The sequence below is a fragment of the Rhizobium sp. JAB6 genome (assembly GCF_003024605.1).
In the GTDB taxonomy this organism is placed as follows: Bacteria; Pseudomonadota; Alphaproteobacteria; order Rhizobiales; family Rhizobiaceae; genus Rhizobium.
Genome location: NZ_PYJQ01000005.1, coordinates 126,940 through 147,303, shown reverse-complemented (window position 1 = coordinate 147,303; position 20,364 = coordinate 126,940). Strand labels below are relative to the sequence as shown.

The following is a 20,364-nucleotide window of genomic DNA, read 5'->3' as shown; positions in this document are numbered from 1 at the left end:
ATTCGAATAGCATGAAGGTAATCGGAATGGATCTTGGTATTGGCGGAAAGCGCGCGCTGGTGCTCGCCTCGTCGAAGGGGCTGGGCCATGGCATTGCGGTGGCGCTCGCCCGCGAGGGGGCAAACGTTCTGCTCTGCGGCCGCAGCGGCGAAAGGCTCGAGAACAATTGCAAGGCCATCAATGCCGAAGGCAAAGGTCGGGCAGACTGGATTTGGGCCGATCTCAACGACGAGAACTTCGTGGACGTCGTCACCAAGGCCACTACGGAGAAGCTCGGCGGCGTCGATATTCTCGTCAACAATAGCGGCGGTCCGACTCCCGGAACGACGGTGGATATGACCGCTGACCGGCTGGAGACCTATTTCGTCTCCATGGTGTCGCGGATCATCACTCTCACCAATGCGCTCCTGCTTGGCATGAAGGCACAGAACTGGGGCCGCATTCTTACCGTCGCTTCCTCCGGCGTCATCGAACCCATCCCCAATCTCGCGCTTTCCAACACGCTGCGTCCGGCGCTTGCCGGCTGGAGCAAGACGCTGGCCAGCGAAGTGGCCGCGCATGGCATCACGGTCAACATGCTGCTGCCGGGCAGCATTGCGACAGATCGGCTGGCGGAGCTCGATACAGCCGCGGCCAAGCGCGGAGGCAGGAGCCTGGAGGATGTCAGCGCCGAACGTCAGCAGCGCATCCCGGCCGGCCGCTACGGCCGTGTGGAGGAGTTCGCCGCCACGGCGGCATTCCTCTGCAGCCAACCGGCAAGCTACGTCACCGGCACCATGATACGCTGCGACGGGGGAGCTGCCCGCTCTCTTTAAGAAAGTCCGCCAACGAGCAGGCCTTTACAAGAAGGCCTGCAACACAATTCCGTGAGCGGCGGAGACGCTTTCTGCACGCTGCAGCACGTCTTTGGAGTATAAATACCGCCTCAGGCTGTTTTTCCGGCCGAATATTACATAATGGCAATCAAAAAATAGCCATTTGACTGCTTATTGCCCTGCACAAACGGAACCTATTCCAAAGCTTTCCAAGCTTTAATTTTTCGCCATGCGGAACTGTGGTAGATTGTCTGGCATCAGCGTTCAAGAATTCGCGTAAAAAGGGACAGAATTACCGAACGTTAGCGGCGACGGCGATGTGATGAATTGCGGCAAGGCGCGTCTTTGTTGTGCGGCGCGGCACATACACTTCACCGTCACCGCGCTTCCTGCAACAAGCCCCGACCCGGTTCTTTAAATATGAAAAAATTTTGGCTTCCCCTCGGCCTTATTGTCGTCGCAGCCCTTGCCGTATGGAGCTATCGCGACCGTATTCCCTTCCTTGCGGCATTTGTCGATCAAGCCTCCGCAGAAACCAAGGATGCCGGCAAGGCTGCAGGAAATCAAAAGCACAAGGCGCTCTCTTCCGTGGTCAAGACGGCCGCGGTCGAGAAGAGAGTTCTGCCGAACGATATTGCAGCAACAGGCTCGGCTGTGGCGCAGAACATGACGACGATAGCCGCGCAGGAGTCCGGCATCATCACATCGATCGAAGCGCAGGACGGCGCGATGGTGAAGGCCGGCGACCTGATCGCCAAGCTCGATGCGCGGACCGCGCAGGCCGCCGTCGCCAAGGACCAGGCCACCGTAGTCAAGGACCAGGCGACGCTCGTGGCGGCAGAAGCGGCTCTCACGCGAGCCAAGAGCCTCCTCAACAATGCCGGAACGCAGCAGACCGTCGATCAGGCCGTGGCAGCTCGCGATACGGCGGCTGCCGACGTCAATGCCGACAAGGCTCAGCTCGCATCCGATCAGGTTCTTCTGGAAAATACGCAGATCAGGGCGCCTTATGACGGACGCCTCGGCAATGTCGTTCCCAGCCCCGGCGCCTATGTAACGCCCGGCACAGCGATCGTGACCATCACGCAATACAATCCGATCTACGTGCAATTCCACATGCAGGAAAATCAGCTGCGGGAATTGGAGGAAGCGATGAAGGCCGGCGCGGTGCCCGTCAGCACCGTTCCGAATTCAAGCAAGGGCAAGTCTCGGCAGGGTACAGTCAGCTTCTTCGACAATACCGTCGATACCGCCTCCGGCACCATCCTCGTCAAGGCGAAGTTCGACAATGCCAATGGTGCGATCTGGCCCGGCAGATCGGTCAACGTCGTCGTTCATCTGACCGATAACGAGCCCGTGATCGTCGCTCCGACGGTTGCGATCAGCCCCGGTCCGGACGGCTTCTATGCCTATGTCGTCAAGGACAACAAGGTTCATTTGACGCCCGTTACCGTGGAGCGGCAGAACGGCAGCTTTACCGCAGTTGCCAAGGGGCTTTCGGAAGGCGATCATGTCGTTACTGAAGGACAGGTACAGCTGGTAGACGGGCAGACGGTCGTCGAGCAGTTCAACGGCGAAAAGTCTGAAAACGTTGCTGCAGCCGGCGATCAGCCGAGCGAGAAGAGCGAAACGATTTCGGTTGGAGCACAGCAATGATCCCGCAATTCTGTATCCAGCGACCGGTCGCGACGACACTTCTGGCGTTGGGTGTGGTCATGGCCGGCCTGGCCGGATATCAGCTTCTGCCGGTCGCGGCCCTGCCCCAGGTGGATTTTCCGACCATCAACGTTTCAGCGCAGCTGACCGGCGCTTCGCCGCAGACGATGGCGACCTCTGTTTCCACGCCGCTGATCAAGCAGTTCGAAACCATCCCCGGCATCAGTGAAATCTCGGCAACGAACTCCCTCGGCAATACGAGTATTGTGCTGCAGTTCGATCTCAACCGCAGCATCGATGCCGCCGCGGCCGACGTTCAGGCCGCGATCTCGAACGCGACACGTCAATTGCCCAACAATCTGACGACGCCGCCGGGCTATAAGAAGACGAACCCGGCCGACGCCCCGATCATGCTGCTTGCAGTGCAGAGCGATACGATGCCACGCAGCAAGCTGGACGAAATTGCCGAGGACATCATTTCGCCGTCCCTGTCGACCCTTCCGGGCGTTGCCGAAGTGACGGTCTATGGTGCCCAGACTTATGCGGTCCGTGTCGAAGTCGATCCTGACAAGCTGCTGGCCCGCGGTATCGGGATCGATACCGTCAATTCCGCCATCGTCAATGCCAACAGCCAGGTTCCGGTCGGCACTCTGCAGAACAACAAACAGAGCATGACGCTCAATGCCAATACCCAGAATACCAATGCCGCGCAGTTCAAGTCGCTCGTCATTGCCAACCCCAACGGCGCGCCGATCCATCTGAGCGACGTCGCCAACGTGCAGGACAGCGTGCAGAATACCAATGCCGGCTCGTGGTATGACGGCAAACAGGCGATCATTCTTGCCATCCAGCGCCAGCCCGACGCCAATACGGTCGATGTGGTCGATGCGATCAATGCCAAGCTGCCGCAACTCCATGCGGAAATTCCGGCCTCTGTGCAGACGCATGTCATGAACGACTCGGCGCAGCCGATCCGCGATGCCATCAAGGATGTCAAATTCACCTTGATGCTGACCATCGGCCTCGTCGTGCTGGTGATCTATCTGTTCACCGGTCACGTCACGGCCACGATCATTCCCGGCCTTGCCGTGCCGTTGTCGCTGATTTCGACCTTCGGCATGATGTATGTGCTCGGCTATAGTATCGACAACATATCTCTGCTCGGATTGACGCTCGCGGTCGGCCTTGTGGTGGACGACGCGATCGTCATGCTGGAAAACATATTGCGGCATGTCGAAGACGGCATGCCGGTGCTGCAGGCGGCGATCAAGGGATCGGCCGAAGTCAGCTATACCATCATTTCCATGTCCATCTCGCTGATCGCGGTGTTCATCCCGATCCTGCTGATGGGTGGCGTGGTCGGCCGCATCTTCAACGAGTTCGGCATGGTGGTCGCCATCGCCATCGTGTCTTCCGCGGTCGTGTCCCTCACGGTCACGCCGATGCTCAGCTCGCGTCTTTCTGCCGGCCACAGCCAACCCCCGTATCCGGTTCGCCTCTTCAACCGCGGCTTCGACTGGACCCAGCGTGGCTATGACAGGGGTGTTGCCTGGTGTCTGCGCAATCGCGGTTTGGTTCTCCTGAGCTTCCTCGGTTCGGTCGCGCTCTCGGTCTATCTCTTCATGGTGCTGCCGGCGAGCTTCTTTCCGACTGAAGATATCGGCCGCCTGCAAATCTCCACCCAGGCCCGTCAGGACATCTCCTATCCGGCGATGCGCGACCTGCAGAACCAGGCTGCGGCGCTCGTCAGGCAGAACCCCGCCGTCGACCACGTCATGTCCATCGTCGGCGGCAGTGTCCGCCAGCCGTTGAACAACGGCACCATGTTTGTCCAGCTGAAGCCGAAGGAGCAGCGGGCGCCGCTGGATCAGACGCTGCGTGAACTGCGCGCCAGCATCGGCACTATCGCCGGCCTGAAGGCCTATATTACGCCACAGCAGAGCCTGCGCTTCGGCGGCCGCCAAACGGCCAGCCAATATCAGCTCATTATCCAGGCGCTGAGTGCCGACCAGACCAATCTCTGGGCCAACAAGATGCTGGATGCGATGCGCCGCGATCCGAGCTTTACCGACGTGGCCTCGGATGAGCAGAATAACGCTCTGCAGGCCAACATCGTCGTCGATACCGAAAAGGCGGCACAATACGGGATCAACAACAATCAGCTGCGCACCACGCTGGAGGAAGCGTTCGGCGGCTATGACGCCGCACAGATCCAGACGACGGGCGACAGCTATGACGTGATGGTCGAATTCGACACCAGCAAGCCCTGGGACGACCAAAGGCTGCAGGATATCCACGTTGCTTCGTCAAAAGGTGCGCTGGTTCCCTTGTCCGACTTCGCTCATGTCCAGCGCACCACCGGTCCGGTCACCATCAACCAGACGGGCCAGTTGGTGTCGACAACGGTCTCCTTCAACCTGCCGGCCGGTGAAGCGCTTGGCGACGCCACGGCGAAGATCGACCAGATCAAGAAGGACATCAACATGCCGGCGGACATCTTCACGTCCTACGGCGGTACGGCACAGATCTTCCAGCAGTCGCAGGGCAGCACGCCTTACCTGATCCTGGCCGCCGTGCTGACGATCTACGTGGTCCTCGGCGTTCTCTACGAGAGCTTCATTCATCCGCTGACCATTCTCTCCGGTCTGCCGGCTGCCGCTCTCGGCGCCCTGCTCGCCTTGAAAGTGTTCGGCTTCGACCTCTCGATCATCGCGCTCATCGGCTTGCTGATGCTGATCGGTATCGTGAAAAAGAACGCGATCATGATGATCGACGTCGCGCTGGAGACGCTGCGTTCGACAACGGGCATATCGCCTGCGGAGGCCATCCATGAAGCCTGCGTGCGCCGCTTCCGCCCAATCATGATGACGACCTTCTGCGCCCTGCTCGGCGCCCTGCCGATCGCCGTCGGCGGCGGTGCGAGCTCCGAGCTGCGTCAGCCGCTCGGTATTGCGGTGGTCGGCGGCTTGGTGGTTTCGCAGCTTCTGACGCTGTTCATCACCCCCGTCATCTTCTTGGAGATGAACCGCCTCAACGACTTCCTGAGCCGCTTTGGAAAGCGCAAGGACGCGGACCCGCACCACAAGGATCCGCCAGCCGCGATCGCTGCCGAATAAGATCAGCGGGCGCCAAAAGGTGCCCGTTTCTTTTACCGGGAAAGCGGGCGCGGAAGCGCCGCCGACCGATGCTCCCGGCGGGCAAAAGAAAAGCCTCTTCCCGGCTTGAACTTGAAGCTCAGCCATGTCATGACGCGCCCTCTTTGCGACAGGGCGCGTCAGCGTCTCATAGGGGCTTGGCCCAATCCAGACAATTTCGACGGAAAGGAGTGCGGGCATGGCTCGGGCGCTTGGTTTCGACTTTGGCACGACGAATACGGTTCTGGCGGTGGCCGATGGACCCGCGACACAATCAGTCGCCTTCAACAGCGCTGCGGGCACGGCAGACAGCATGCGCACGGCGCTCTCCTTCATGAAGGACCCGGGATTGGGCGCAGCCGCCCTCAAGGTCGAGGCCGGGCACGCGGCCATCCGGCAGTTCATCGACAATCCCGGCGACTGTCGTTTCCTGCAGTCGATCAAGACCTTTGCGGCGAGCGCCCTCTTCCAGGGCACGCTGATCTTCGCCAAGCGCCACAGCTTCGAGGATCTGATGGAGATCTTCGTGCGCCGGCTGCGAGCCTATGCGGGAGAAGGCTGGCCGGAAAATGTTTCGCGCATCGTTACCGGCCGGCCTGTACACTTTGCCGGCGCCAACCCGAATCCGGCCCTTGCGACGGAGCGCTATAACGCCGCGCTTGCCCGGTTCGGCTTTCCGGAAATCCACTACGTCTACGAACCGGTAGCGGCTGCCTTCTACTTCGCCCAGCACCTGAAGAAGGATGCGACCGTGCTGGTCGCCGACTTCGGCGGCGGCACAACCGACTATTCGCTCATCCGCTTCGAGACCCATGGCGGAAGGCTGACGGCGACACCGATCGGCCATTCCGGTGTCGGCATTGCCGGCGATCATTTCGATTTCCGGATGATCGACAACATCGTTTCGCCTGCCATCGGCAAGGGCAGCCTCTTCAAGAGCTTCGACAAGCTTTTGGAAGTACCGAGCTCCTACTACGCCAATTTCGGGCGCTGGAACCAGCTTTCGATCTTCAAGACCTCGCGCGAATATGCCGACCTGAAAACACTGGTGCGCAGCAGCCTGGAGCCGGAGAAGCTGGAAACCTTTATCGAACTGGTCGAGCATGACGAAGGCTATCCCCTCTATCAGGCCGTATCGGCGACGAAGATGGCACTTTCGAGCGAGGAAGAGGCCGAATTCAACTTCCCGCCGCTCGGCAAGGCCGGCCGCAAGCATGTACGCCGAGCCGATTTCGAAAGCTGGATCGCCGAGGATCTCGCCCGTATCGAAGGGGCATTGGACGATGTGCTGGCGACCACCAACACATCTCCGGACGCGATCGACAAAGTGTTCCTGACAGGAGGCACCTCCTTCGTGCCGGCGGTACGGCGCATCTTCACGGAGCGATTCGGCCAGGAGCGCATCGAGACGGGCGGCGAACTGCTGTCCATCGCCCATGGTCTGGCCCTGATCGGCGAGCGTGACGATATCGCCCAATGGACGGCTTGAGATCGCCGCCACCCTGCCCTTTCGTTCCAGCTCTATCTTTTTGTTTCTACGCACTTCCAGACGGAAACCGCTATACACTTTTCCCGGAATTGCTCTAGAGTCCGCCCATGATTTCCGCCAGCGACCTCACACCGGCCGAACTTGCCGCCCTTCTGCATTTCCATGCGGATGCCGGCGTCGACTGGCTGCTGGAAGATGAGCCGGTGGACCGCTTTGCCGAATTTGAGGCTATGCGCGCCGCACGACAGGGCGCGCGGGCTGCGCAGCCTCGGACCGAAACTCAAGCACCTGCGGCGCGGCCGCAAACCGAGCGCCGCCCGGCCGCCAAGCCGGCGTCATCTCCCGCAGCAGCGCTGCCGCGTACGACGCCCGCCATCCCCGATGAGCAAGCCGTGGAGCAGGCTCGATTCGCGGCCGAAAGCGCGCGGTCGCTCAGCGAACTGAAGACGGCACTCGAGGCCTTCAACGGCTGCAATCTCAAGAACAGCGCGCGATCGACGATCTTTGCCAGCGGTACGCCGGAAGGCCGCATCATGGTGATCGGGCCAATGCCGAGCGCCGATGACGATCGTGAAGGGGTGCCGTTTGCCGGGCGCGCGGGACAGTTGCTCGACAGAATGCTTGCCGCCATCGGCTTGCAGCGCGATGAGATCCTGCTGACCAACGTCATTCCATGGCGGCCGCCGGGCAACCGCGCCCCTTCCCCGCCCGAAATCGAGATATGCCGTCCGTTCATAGAAAGGCAGATTGCGCTAGCCGAGCCTAAAGCGGTGCTTCTGCTCGGCAATTTCACTGCCCGGCACTTTTTCGGAAGTACCGAAACCATTCATGGATTGCGGGGAGAGTGGCGGGAAATAAGCGTTCTCAGTCGCGCAATACCGGCTATCGCCAGCCTGCATCCCCAGGAATTGCTGACCGCTCCGATCAACAAGCGGCTGGCTTGGAGCGATCTCCTTACCTTCAAGAATTATATCGCCGGTAAATTAGGCTGATTCTCACAGTTACTAATCAAAGATGACAAAGGCCATGCGTTTTATGCATGGCAGTCTTCTTCTGTTGTGCGTTGCGAAATGAATATTGCACTGCAATATGTGCTGGTGTCTTGGGAGGAATCTCTAAAGGAACCAAGGCCATGACTGCACGTTTTCGTCCTATCCACTGCGGGTTCGATACCCTGCGCCGCGCGCTGGAGCCCGTACGCGCCACAAGCGGACATCGCAACCTCGGCATTGCTGCCAATGAGCAGATGACCGCGCGAGGCACAGGAACGTCGGCTCGCGTCAGCCGTCCGACGGCGATCTTCGCCGATTTCCGCGCCTGCTGACCGATGAGCGCGAAGAGCGCAGCAATCCAGCAAAACGTTTGAGTATCAGGAACGACATCATGTCTTCGGGTTTGCGTCCATTCATCGCCCTGTTAGATTCCGTCGGCCATATCGGCTCCGCGGTGCGCGCCGCCGAAGAATTCGAGCGCGCACGCAACTTCCGCAAGAACGGCAGCCGTGATGCGCCAACTGCGGCTGCCAGCGTCCCGCTTTAAGGATCGGGATCAGCCTCGGGAGGCGGATTGCGCCCAGGTAAAGGCCTCATCGACTGCCGCGAACTTTATGGCCTGCCACCCGCAATACTGGTCGAGAAAATTGCGCGAGATCCACATCTGCGTCTTCTTGGCTTCATACCAGCCGACGTCGCCGCGATTGGCGGACTTGCGCAAGATGCGTTGGAGATGCGTTCGCGATATCATGAAATGGGCTGCCAAGGCGCGCGCATCGACGTGACCGATATCGATCCGATCGCCCGCCTCCCCATCCAGGTCGAGCCTCGACATGATGTAATCGACGACGAGACCCCCGGATTCCGTCCAAAGAAACAGACCGACGCTTTCCGGCGGCTCACGCCAAAGATCGGCTGCCAGGCAGGTGCGCGCCATGCGCGGCTGCGCTAGGTCCAGAAGCGCCGGCGAGGCGACCAGCGCGGCAGCGCGGCCACCATCGTCGATCAGATCGAGCGCGGCCAGATTGGCAAGATACCAACCGAACATCCCCGAGTAGGTGGTTTCAGTCGGCACATAGCGCCGGGGGCGGCGAGCCGGCCCGGGAGCCAATTCCAGAAAGCGATAGGTCAGCAACTCCTCGATAAAGCTCAAGACCGTATTGCGGCTGGCAATGCGATAATGCGTGATGAGGTCACGCAGCGCGACGACAGTCAGCCCGGACCGGGGACGCTCTGGATCATGTTCGAGATGGAGCGCATAGGCGGATTGACTTAGAAGCCAACGCTGATGCGAGGCTAGCATACGCGCAATCCTCGGACCGTTGTCATACCGGTTACGCAATGTCTCGGAAAGAAAGCGCAAGGACGCCAGAAACTTGGGATGGCGAGCAAGTTGCTCGGCGGGAAAACTCAATCGGGCCTCCTGGGTGCCCTTCTTAAAAAGCAACAGAAAGTTGATGTTTCATCTTTGTGAACGAATTCCCCCGAATCGATCATAATTCCCATATCTAATAGCATGCTATAGTCATGCAAGCTTGCCGATATCGCAAGAGGTTAAACGATGGTTTACTTTAAAATATCGTTCTCTGACGGTAACGGTCTGCATGTGAGGGTAGTGCAATCATGTTCCGCCTGAACGTTATGTTCAGCAATTCTACTATTGGCCTGCAAATGCAGGTGGAGAATTGCCGCATTTCATTCGAACATCTGAAATGAGAATAGCTCGGTAAGCGAATACTTATCGTGCCGTAACAAAACATATCGACGTTGCGATATGACTTTAACTTTGGTTCAGATTTCGATGTAATGATGCTGCCACTTTCGGTTCGGAGGAAAGCTTCGGACCGGACCCGCCGATGCATAGCCTGATCAGGATAGACCATGCGCACAGACACCGGCCAGATCGTCAATCTGGCAGACTATCGCCCCACCGACTTCGTTCTGGAACGCGTGGATCTCACCTTTGATCTCCATCCGACCGAGACGAAGGTGGAGGCACGGCTGATCTTTCATCGGCGGGAGGGTATCGATACGAATGCACCGCTCGTGCTTGATGGCGACGAATTGGTTCTCTCCGGCCTGCTGCTCGATCAGAGCGAACTTCCCCCCGGGCAATATGATGCGACGCCAGAAAGCCTGACCGTCCGCAACCTGCCGGAAAGCACACCTTTCGAGTTGACAATCACCACCGTCATCAATCCCGAAGCCAACACCCAATTGATGGGCCTTTACCGCACCGGCGGCATCTATTGCACGCAGTGCGAAGCCGAAGGCTTCCGCCGCATCACCTATTTCCCCGATCGCCCGGATGTGCTGGCGCCCTATACGGTCAACATCATTGCCGACAAGGCCGCCAATCCGCTGCTGCTCTCGAATGGCAATTTCCTCGGCGGCGCCGGCTATGGTGAAGGCAAGCATTTCGCCGCCTGGTTCGATCCGCATCCGAAGCCAAGCTATCTTTTCGCGCTCGTGGCCGGCGATCTCGGCGTCGTCGAGGACACCTTCACCACAATGTCCGGCCGTGAGGTCGCGCTGAAGATCTATGTCGAACACGGCAAGGAGCCGCGCGCGACCTACGCCATGGACGCGCTGAAGCGCTCGATGAAGTGGGACGAAGAGCGGTTCGGCCGCGAATACGATCTCGACATCTTCATGATCGTCGCCGTATCGGACTTCAACATGGGGGCGATGGAGAACAAGGGTCTCAACGTCTTCAACGACAAATACGTTCTGGCCGATCCCGAGACGGCGACCGATGCCGATTACGCCAATATCGAAGCCATCATCGCGCACGAATATTTCCACAACTGGACCGGCAATCGCATCACCTGCCGCGACTGGTTTCAGCTCTGCCTCAAGGAAGGCCTCACCGTCTATCGCGATCACGAATTTTCCGCCGACCAGCGCTCGCGTCCGGTCAAGCGGATTGCCGAAGTCCGTCACCTGAAATCGGAACAGTTTCCGGAGGACAGCGGCCCGCTTGCCCATCCGGTGCGGCCAACGACATATCGTGAAATCAACAACTTCTATACGACAACCGTCTATGAGAAGGGCAGCGAGGTCACACGCATGATCGCGACGCTGCTTGGCCGCGATCTGTTCAAGAAAGGCATGGACCTTTATTTCGATCGGCATGACGGACAGGCCGTAACGATCGAAGATTTCGTTAGATGTTTCGAGGATGTCAGCGGCCGCGACCTCACGCAGTTTTCGCTGTGGTACCATCAGGCCGGTACGCCTCTCGTCACCGCATCCGGCGCCTATGATGCCGACGCCAAGACATTTATCTTGTCGCTAGAACAGATGGTACCGGCAACGCCCGGGCAGACGGTCAAAAAGCCGATGCATATTCCGCTGCGCATGGGCTTGCTTGCCGAAAATGGCAATGTCATCACGCCGGCATCCGTGACCGGAGCGGAGCTGACGGACGACGTGCTGCACCTGACGAAGCAGACGCAAACGGTGACGTTCCACGGCATTCCCTCGCGGCCGGTCCTTTCGCTCAATCGCAGCTTCTCGACGCCGATCAATCTGCAGTTCAGCCAGAGCCCTAAGGATCTGGCATTGATCGCCCGCTATGAGACCGATCATTTCGCCCGCTGGCAGGCGCTGATCGATCTTGGCCTGCCGAACCTGTTGCAAGCCGCACGGGATGCGCGCCAGGGTGCCGACATAACTTGCGATTCGGCCTTCACTGATGCCTTGCTGGCTGCCGCAGCCGACGAAAGCCTGGAACCTGCCTTTCGGGCCCAAGCGCTTGCCTTGCCGAGTGAATCCGACATTGCCCGAGAGCTTGGCGGCAACAATGATCCTGATGCCATCCATGCGGCGCGCCAGACGATCATCAAGCGCATCGCCGAGGCCGGAAAGGACGTCTTCACCGCGCTATATGACAGCATGCAGACGCCGGGACCATTCAGCCCCGACGCAGCAAGCGCCGGACGCCGCGCCCTGCGCAATGCGGCACTCGGCTACCTGTCACAGCTGGATGAAACGCCGGCGCGGGCGAAGGCTGCCTATGATACTGCGAACAACATGACCGACCTCAGCGCCGCGCTCACCATTCTCGCACAGCGCTTCCCCGATATGACGCAGACGGCAGCAGCACTTGCGCATTTCCAGAACCGCTTCGCCGACAATGCGCTCGTCATCGATAAGTGGTTCGCCATTCAGGCGGCAATCCCCGGCGCCGGCGCGCTGGAGCGGATCCGGCTGCTCATGGAAACGCCGCTCTTCAAGCGCACCAACCCTAATCGCGTCCGCTCGCTTATCGGCACTTTTGCCTTCGCAAATCCCACGGGCTTCGGCCGCGCCGACGGCGCCGGATATAATTTCCTCGCCGACGAAATCCTCGAGATCGATCAGCGCAATCCGCAACTTGCGGCCCGCATCCTGACCTCGATGCGCTCATGGCGGCTCCTCGAACCCGTACGCGCCGATCATGCCCGTTCGGCGCTGATGCGGATCGAGCGTTCGGGCAGCCTTTCGACCGACGTGCGCGACATCGTCGAGCGCACCCTCAAGGAGTGATTTCGATCGCCCGGTGCGCCGATTTCAAAGGCTGATTTGCATCGGCCTTCAGCTTCAACGAGTCCCGAAAGCATGCAACTTACCGCTGCGTGTGTAAAATATGCTGAAATCGCGGATGGTTAAGAAAGTTTTACCGCACCCTCTGGACAAGCCGAATCACGAATGATTCATTAAGGCAGATTCGGGCGAGCGGCGCAGCGAATCACACGAGGGACAAGGCTAAAGCGATGGTGGACGTGCGGCGGGCAACCGCGGCCGATGGACGGCTGCGTGTTAATTTCGACGGTCTGAAATCCTGGCATAGCGGCGTTACCGATCGAACCGGAGTGCGGATGGAGACGATTTCGCATCGTTTTCCGCAGACGGAGCATATTCTCAAGCGCATCATTCCCGTCCTCATCGTTTCCTTCCTGCTGGTCGTTGCCGCCTCGCATTTCTTCGGCATGATCACGGAACATAGCCGCATGGCGGCTTCGGCGCGGCGCACGACCTCGCTTTCCATCGCGGCCGCAGCCGCCGCCTTTTCGAACGATCCCAGCCTGTTCCAAGCCGGCGATCGCGGCGGCGCGGAGCGGAAACTCGCCTCCTACCTCCCCCAGGACCGGCTGGACAACGGCGCCTTCGTCCTGCTCGTGCAGTCGAGCGGCCGCGTATTCGGCTCGTCGACCGCGGGCTCCGGCTATATCGGCATGCTCGTCTCCGACTTCTTTCCGGAGGTGACGGCCATCCGCAATTTCGGCGATCATGCGGGCGTGATCGAAACCATGATCGGCGGCGAGCCCTATTATGCCGCGATTTCCCTGATCGGCGACAAGGGCGATTTCATTCTGTCGGCAGCGTCGATGGATGAGATCGAAAAGCTCTGGCGCGACGAGCTGACCTTGAACGTCACACTCTTTGCCGGCATATCCTCCATCCTGCTCGTCATCCTCTATGCCTACTACACCCAGGTGAAGCGTGCCCGGGATGCAGACGAAATCTTCCTCGAATCCAACCTGCGGGTCGAAACGGCATTGTCGCGCGGGCGCTGCGGCCTCTGGGATTTCGATTTCACCAGCCGGCAATTCTTCTGGTCGCGATCGATGTACGACATGCTCGGGCTGCCGGTCGCCGACAAACCGCTCGCCTTCACGGACGCGGCGCGGCTGATGCATCCGGATGACAACAGCCTGCATATGCTCGCCCGCACCGTCACCCGCGGCAATGCCGGCCAGGTGGACCAGATCCTGCGCATTCGCCACGCCAAGGGGCATTATGTCTGGATGCGCGCCCGCGCCCAGGTGATCCGGACCAATTCCGGCCGCGTCCACATGATCGGCATCGCCATGGACGTGACCGAGCAGCACCGGCTGGCGCAGCGCTATGCGGAGGCCGATCAGCGCCTTGCCGACGCGATCGAATGCACCTCCGAAGCCTTCGTCCTGTGGGACAAGAACGATCGCCTGGTCATGTGCAACGCCCATTTCCAGCAGGCATACGGCCTGCCGGACAACGTGCTCGTACCGGGCACCGAACGCGCCGTCGTCAATGCAGCTGCCGCGCGGCCCGTCATCGAGCGCCGCATCGTCGATCCGGGCCGCTCCAATCACTCGCAGACGACGGAAGTTCAGCTTGCCGACGAGCGCTGGCTGCAGATCAATGAGCGCCGCACCCGCGACGGCGGTCTCGTCTCGGTCGGCACCGACATTACCCAGCTCAAGCGCAATCAGGAGCGGCTTCGCGAATCGGAGCGCCGGCTGATGGCAACCATTAACGATCTCTCGGCATCGCGACGCATTCTCGAAAAGCAGAAGGCGGAGCTTTCGACTGCAAACACCAATTATCTTGCGGAGAAGGAACGCGCCGAAGCCGCCAACAAGGCCAAATCCGAATTTCTGGCCAATATGTCGCATGAGCTGCGCACGCCGCTCAACGCCATTCTCGGCTTCTCGGAAATCCTCCAGGACCAGATGTTCGGCCCGCTCGGCTCGGCCCGTTACAATGAATATGCCAAGGACATTCACGACAGCGGCAAGCATCTGCTTAACGTCATCAACGACATTCTCGACATGTCGAAGATCGAAGCAGGGCATATGAAGCTCAGCTGCGAGCAGATCAATCTCGCGCCGCTCATAGAGGAATGCCTGCGCTTCACCCGCATTCCGGCGGCAGAGAAGAACATTCTCGTCGAACAGCGCATTTCTTCCGACATCAAGCTCCATGCCGACCGTCGGGCGATGAAGCAGATCGTGCTCAACCTGCTCTCCAACGCGGTGAAATTCACCAATGACGGCGGCCGCATCTCGGTGCGCACGCGCAGGGTTGGGGATGCCGTCATGCTCGTCATTGCCGATACTGGCATCGGCATTCCCAAATCGGCGATGAGCAAGATCGGCCAGCCCTTCGAGCAGGTGCAGAGCCAATATGCGAAAAGCAAGGGGGGCTCCGGCCTCGGACTCGCCATTTCCCGCTCACTGACGGCACTGCATCACGGCCGCATGCGCATCCGGTCCCGCGAGGGCATCGGCACTGTTATCGCAATCCGCATCCCGGATCAGCGCTGATCAGCTGCCGACCGTCGCCTGGAATACTTTCCGCACCGCTTTCGACAGGCGCTTCAGCTCGGCTTCCAGCGTACGGAGATCGGGGCAATCGCCGGCGCGGCAGACCAGTTCGATCAGGCCGGAAGGCGTGTTTTTCGGATCGAACGTACCGTCGATGCACAGGCGGATGAGCTGCGACACTTCCGTGTAGAGCTGCAGCGCCTTGAGGCAGACATCGAGATCATTTCGATCCATCAGGCTGCCGCCGAGCAGTTTCAACGCTTCGGCCGTACTGAGGCCGCTTGCATCGATGCCGACGCCACGGGCAGGTGCGATCAGGCGCAGATATTGCGCAATGAATTCAATATCGATCAGCCCGCCTGATATCAGCTTCAGATCCCAAATGCTCGCCGGCGGCTTTTCCTGCTCGATCATGGCGCGCATCTCGCGAACATCCTTGGCGATCTTGGCGGCATCTCTCTTTGCAGAGAGAACCTCGCCAATGACGCGCTCTGCATCGTTCACCAATGCCTCGTCGCCGCAGATCAGCCGCGCCCGCGAAAGCGCCATGTGCTCCCAGGTCCACGCTTCCTCGCGCTGGTACTTCTCGAACGAGTTGATGCGGGTTGCGACCGGGCCCTTGTTGCCTGACGGCCGCAGACGCATATCGACCTCGTAGAGCACGCCCTCGGCCGTCGGCGCCGAAAGGGCAGCGATCAGGCGCTGCGTGATACGCGTGAAATATCGCGTCGCATCCAGGGGCTTCGGACCGGACGATTCAGCCGCCGCATCGTCGTAATCGTAAAGCAGGATGATATCGATGTCGGAACCGGCCGAGAGCTCGAAACTGCCAAGCTTGCCCATGCCGACGACGGCGACGCGGCCGCCGGGATATTCCCCATGCGCTGCGCGGATCTCCTTCATGACGGCGTCCAGCGCCGCTTCGACGATGAGATCGGCAAGGTCAGTGAAGGCGCGGGCCGCCATCGTTCCGCCGATTGCGCCCGTCAGCAGGCGAATGCCGATCAGGAAGCGCTGCTCGGATGCGAAGATGCGCAGCAGGTCGAGCGTCTCTTCATAATGCCTCGCCGGGGCCAGAAAGCTTTTCAGGCGTTCGGCTAGATAATCGCGCGTCGGCAGTTCGGCCATGAGCCTTGGATCCAGCATGCCGTCGAAGACATGCGGCTTGGCTGCGATGATCTCTGCAAGCCGTGGCGCGGACGACATGATGTTGACGATGAGCGAGAGAAGCGCCGGATTGGTCCCGAGCAGCGAGAAGAGCTGGATGCCTGCCGGCAGGCCGGAAATGAAGCTGTCGAAGCGCAGCAAAGCCTTGTCGGCGCGCTTGCTTTCGCCGAAGACGCGCAGCAGCTCCGGCGTCAGCTCCGTCAGCCGCTCGCGCGCTTCGACGGATTGCGTGGCACGATACCGGCCGTAGTGCCAGGTGCGAATGACATTGGCGATGTCGGACGGCCGATCGAAGCCGAGGCGCCGCAGCGTTTCCAACGTGTCGGGATCGTCGCCCTGGCCGGTGAAGACGAGGTTGCCGGTTTCGCTCGACAGCTTGGTTTCCTGTTCGAACAGGCGCGCATAGCGGCGCTCGACGGTTTTCAATGTCGTCACAAGCGCTTCGGAGAAAGCCGAAATGTCGGCAAAACCCATCATATAGGCGATGCGCCGGAGTTCGGCGTCGGTTTCCGGCAGCAGGTGCGTCTGCTCGTCACGCACCATCTGGATGCGATGCTCGACGTCCCGCAGGAACCAATAGGCCGATGTCAGCTCGTCACGGGTTTCCGCATCGATCCACTTCGCCTCGGTCAATTCGGCAAGCGTCTGCTCCGTCGATCGGCAGCGGAGGGCGGGCATGCGGCCGCCGGCGATCAGCTGCTGCGTCTGCACGAAGAACTCGATCTCGCGAATGCCGCCGCGGCCGAGCTTGACGTTGTGACCTTTGACCGCGATCGCGCCGTGTCCCTTGTGCGCATGAATCTGCCGCTTAATGGAGTGGATGTCCGATATCGCGGCATAATCCAGATATTTACGGAAGACGAAGGGCACGAGATCGCGGATGAAGGCCTGACCGGCGGCGATATCGCCACCGACGGGCCGCGCCTTGATGAAGGCGGCGCGTTCCCAGTTCTGCCCCCTGCCCTCGTAGTAAATCATCGCGGCGTCGACAGGGATCGCAAGCGGCGTCGAGCCGGGATCGGGGCGCAGGCGGAGATCGGTTCGGAACACATAGCCATCCGCCGTGCGCTCCTGCAGGATACGCACCAGACGCCGCATCAGCCGCGGGAAGATGTCAATGGCATCATCGGGATCCGGGACGATGCCCGCGGTCTCATCGAAGAAGACGACCAGATCGATATCGGAGGAATAGTTCAGTTCTTCCGCTCCAAGCTTGCCCATGCCGAGCACGATAAGGCCCGATTTTTGGCCCGGAGCGGCGGGATCGGGGACCCTGATCTTGCCGGCTTCATGCGACGACAGCATCAGATGGTCGACGGCTGCGGAAATAGCGGCCTCTGCGAGCCGGCTCAGCCAACGGGTGGTCACCTTGCCGTCATAAATGCGCGCGAGATCGGCGAGCGCGATGAGAAAGGCCGCGCGGCGCTTGGCAATACGCAGGCGGCTCATTACCTCGGATTCGGAAGGCGAAGCGCCTCCGCCCTCCGCCGGCAGCCAGGCTTGCCGGGCTTCCCCGGCCAATGCTTCGATCTGCGGCGACAGCGGCTTTTCGATGGCGGCGACGAGAAGAGACGGTTCGAGATTGGCGGTTTCCCGCAAATGAGGGGAGAGCGTGAGGGCGGCGACGACGAAATCCCGCAATGCGCTCTCGCCCGCCAGCAGATCGGCAACGACGGGCTCGGCTCCGGCAATCTGCTTGAGATCCGCCAGGGCTGACTTCGCCTCCGCCTGGTTCAACGGCCGCAGCCGCCCGGCCGAAACGTCCCGCAGCAAATCGCTTTGCGTCGTCGTCATGCAGTTCTCCCCAACAGCAAGCGGATGGAGCATGATGCCGAAAAGTGTCAGGGGATTTCGGACAACATCATGCTCTATTTCTTCCGGCTCCAGTGCAGGATTAACCTATTGTTTCTGCATGGGGAAGATCATGGTGACCGTTAATCCCTTTGCATCCGCATTTTCGGGATCGGTATCGGAAAGCTCCAGCCGGCCGCCATGCAGCTCCATCACGGCCTCCACCAGCGCGAGGCCAAGGCCGGTTCCAGGCTTGGAGCGGCTTTCGTCCAGCCGAAAGAAACGCTTGACCACATCGGCACGCTGATGGGCGGGAATGCCCGGCCCATGATCGGCAACGGCGAGCGTCACCGCGTCACTCGTGCGCGCCAGCTTGAAGGTGATCGCCGGTTCGCCGCTGCAACCCGACGCATATTTGAGAGCATTGTCGATGAGATTGAACAGCGCCTGGCCGATCAGCTCGCGATTGCCCTGCACTTCCACCTCGGGCTCGATATCGGCGGTGAGTGTCAGGCCCACCTCTTCCGCCACCGGTTCGTAGAGCTCGGCCGTATCGGCGACGATGGAGGAAAGATCGACTGCCGTCAACTCGGCGGCCACGGAGCCCGCCTCGACGCGGGAAATCATCAGGAGCGCGTTGAAGGTGCGGATCAGCTGATCGGACTCAGCGATGATGCCCTCGAGCGCCGCGCGGCGGCCTTCGCTATCGGCATTGTCGAGCGCATCGGCCGCCTTGTTGCGCAGGCGCGTCAACGGAGTCTTGAGATCATGGGCGATGTTGTCAGAGACCTGCCGCAGCCCTTCGTTGAGTTTCTCGATACGCTCGAGCATCGCATTCAGCGATGCCGACATTCGGTCGAACTCGTCACCGGAACCGCCGACAGGCAGGCGCTGGGAAAGATCGCCCGCCATGATCTTACGGCCGGCATCCGTCATCCGGTCGATGCGCTTCAGCGCGTTTCGGCCGATACCGAACCAGATGACCAGCGCGCCAAGGCCCATGATCGCCAGTGCCAGCATCAGCGCCTGGCGGACCAGCACACGGAAGCGCTCGGGCTCGCCGAGGTCACGGCCGATGAGGATGCGCAAGCCGTTGTCGAGAATGAAGATATTGGCGATCGCCAGATGGCGGCGCTCCGGATCGTTGGAGGCGTCGGTATAGCGCTCGTAGACGAAGGGCAGCTCCGTCCAGCCGGCTTGGCCGAGCACGCCGGGCTGCACGGAGGCGACATTGCCGGCCAGAATATCGCCGGAAGGGCCGGCAATGACATAGAGATTGGCCCCCGGCTGGCGGGCGCGGCGCTCCATGGTGCGAAGAAGCAGGTTCAGGCCGCCGATGTCATAGGCACGCTTGACCTGGCTGACTTCCTGCTGGACGGCATCGCGGATCTGCTCCGTCAGCAGCCGCTCGGACATGGCCGTGACGTAGAAAACCAGCGTCGCTGCACAGAGCGAAAAAAGAAGAATGTAGAGGGCGGAAAGGCGGACTGCGGTGGACTTGAAGAGGACGCGGAAGCGGCTCATCCCTCGTCCTTGATCATGTATCCGGCGCCACGAATGGTCTTCAGCAATGGTTGGCTGAAATCCTTCTCGATCTTGGAGCGCAGGCGCGAAACGTGGACGTCGATGACATTCGTCTGCGGATCGAAATGATAGTCCCAGACATTTTCGAGCAGCATGGTGCGGGTGACGACCTGGCCGGCATTCTTCATCAGATATTCAAGGAGGCGGAATTCGCGCGGCTGCAGCAGGATTTCCTTGCCGCCGCGGCGCACCTCATGCGAGAGGCGATCCAGCTCCAGATCGCCGACACGATAGAGAACGTCCTGCTCCGGCGTTCCCTTGCGGCGGCCGAGTACCTCCACGCGGGCGAGAAGCTCGCTGAAGGCATAGGGCTTGGGCAGGTAGTCGTCGCCGCCGGCACGCAGACCGGTAACGCGATCGTCGACCTGGCCGAGCGCGGAAAGGATCAGAACCGGCGTATGCACGCCCTTGCGGCGCAGTTCGCTGATGACAGACAGCCCATCCCGGCGAGGAAGCATCCGATCGATGATGGCGACATCGTAGGTGTTTTCCGTGGCCATGAAGAGGCCGCTCTCACCGTCGCTCGCATGATCGGCAATGATGCCGGCCTCGCGAAACGCCTTGGTAAGGTAAGCCGCCGCTTCAAGATCGTCTTCGATGATCAGAATCTTCATGTGAGCGACATTACCTGCCGACGCTGCCTCGGCACAACCAGAATCAGGA

The 20,364-nt window shown here is 60.5% G+C and carries 13 protein-coding genes; 9 read left to right on the top strand and 4 right to left on the bottom strand.

Translation table 11 applies throughout. The annotated features are described in order from the left end of the window. Positions 1 to 26: 26 nt before the first annotated feature. The 7 genes from C7U61_RS06535 (at position 27) to C7U61_RS19480 (ending at position 8,633) form a co-directional block, all read left to right on the top strand. Positions 27 to 815, top strand: coding sequence for an SDR family oxidoreductase (locus C7U61_RS06535; RefSeq protein WP_106997693.1), 789 nt, complete (start codon positions 27 to 29; stop codon positions 813 to 815). A gap of 420 nt (positions 816 to 1,235) precedes the next feature. Next, a complete protein-coding gene (locus C7U61_RS06530) occupies positions 1,236 to 2,471 on the top strand; it encodes an efflux RND transporter periplasmic adaptor subunit (protein ID WP_106997346.1) in 1,236 nt (411 codons plus the stop codon). Next, positions 2,468 to 5,587, top strand: coding sequence for an efflux RND transporter permease subunit (locus C7U61_RS06525; RefSeq protein WP_106997345.1), 3,120 nt, complete (start codon positions 2,468 to 2,470; stop codon positions 5,585 to 5,587). The genes C7U61_RS06530 and C7U61_RS06525 overlap by 4 nt, the downstream gene beginning before the upstream one ends. Positions 5,588 to 5,804: 217 nt before the next feature. Further along, positions 5,805 to 7,094 (top strand): Hsp70 family protein, encoded by a 1,290-nt coding sequence (locus C7U61_RS06520; protein ID WP_106997344.1) that lies wholly within the window; start codon positions 5,805 to 5,807, stop codon positions 7,092 to 7,094. A gap of 107 nt (positions 7,095 to 7,201) precedes the next feature. Then, positions 7,202 to 8,086, top strand: a complete 885-nt coding sequence (locus tag C7U61_RS06515; protein ID WP_106997343.1) for a uracil-DNA glycosylase — start codon at positions 7,202 to 7,204, stop codon at positions 8,084 to 8,086. Between the two features lie 140 nt (positions 8,087 to 8,226). Beyond that, complete coding sequence (locus tag C7U61_RS06510; RefSeq protein ID WP_106997342.1) at positions 8,227 to 8,418, top strand: hypothetical protein; 192 nt, start codon at positions 8,227 to 8,229, stop codon at positions 8,416 to 8,418. A gap of 59 nt (positions 8,419 to 8,477) precedes the next feature. Beyond that, positions 8,478 to 8,633: a hypothetical protein gene (locus C7U61_RS19480; RefSeq protein ID WP_181315810.1), complete on the top strand. Its 156-nt coding sequence runs from the start codon at positions 8,478 to 8,480 to the stop codon at positions 8,631 to 8,633. 9 nt (positions 8,634 to 8,642) lie between these two features. Here the strand turns inward: C7U61_RS19480 and C7U61_RS06505 are convergent, their stop codons facing one another. Beyond that, complete coding sequence (locus C7U61_RS06505) at positions 8,643 to 9,500, bottom strand: hypothetical protein (protein ID WP_106997341.1); 858 nt, start codon at positions 9,498 to 9,500, stop codon at positions 8,643 to 8,645. 467 nt (positions 9,501 to 9,967) lie between these two features. Here C7U61_RS06505 and pepN point away from each other — a divergent pair, with 467 nt between their 5' ends. After that, entirely contained in the window at positions 9,968 to 12,616 is a 2,649-nt protein-coding gene (gene pepN, locus C7U61_RS06500) for an aminopeptidase N (protein ID WP_106997340.1), read from the top strand. A 227-nt stretch (positions 12,617 to 12,843) separates the two neighbouring features. Next, positions 12,844 to 15,159 carry a PAS domain-containing sensor histidine kinase gene (locus C7U61_RS06495; protein WP_106997339.1) on the top strand — a complete coding sequence of 772 codons (2,316 nt, stop codon included), beginning with the start codon at positions 12,844 to 12,846 and terminating at the stop codon, positions 15,157 to 15,159. Here the strand turns inward: C7U61_RS06495 and C7U61_RS06490 are convergent, their stop codons facing one another. The 3 genes from C7U61_RS06490 to C7U61_RS06480 form a co-directional block, all read right to left on the bottom strand. Beyond that, entirely contained in the window at positions 15,160 to 18,120 is a 2,961-nt protein-coding gene (locus tag C7U61_RS06490; RefSeq protein ID WP_106997338.1) for a bifunctional [glutamine synthetase] adenylyltransferase/[glutamine synthetase]-adenylyl-L-tyrosine phosphorylase, read from the bottom strand. A gap of 105 nt (positions 18,121 to 18,225) precedes the next feature. After that, positions 18,226 to 19,641: an ATP-binding protein gene (locus C7U61_RS06485; RefSeq protein ID WP_106997337.1), complete on the bottom strand. Its 1,416-nt coding sequence runs from the start codon at positions 19,639 to 19,641 to the stop codon at positions 18,226 to 18,228. Then, entirely contained in the window at positions 19,638 to 20,315 is a 678-nt protein-coding gene (locus C7U61_RS06480; RefSeq protein WP_197044210.1) for a response regulator transcription factor, read from the bottom strand. Before C7U61_RS06480 ends, C7U61_RS06485 begins: the two co-directional genes overlap by 4 nt. Positions 20,316 to 20,364 lie beyond the last annotated feature (49 nt).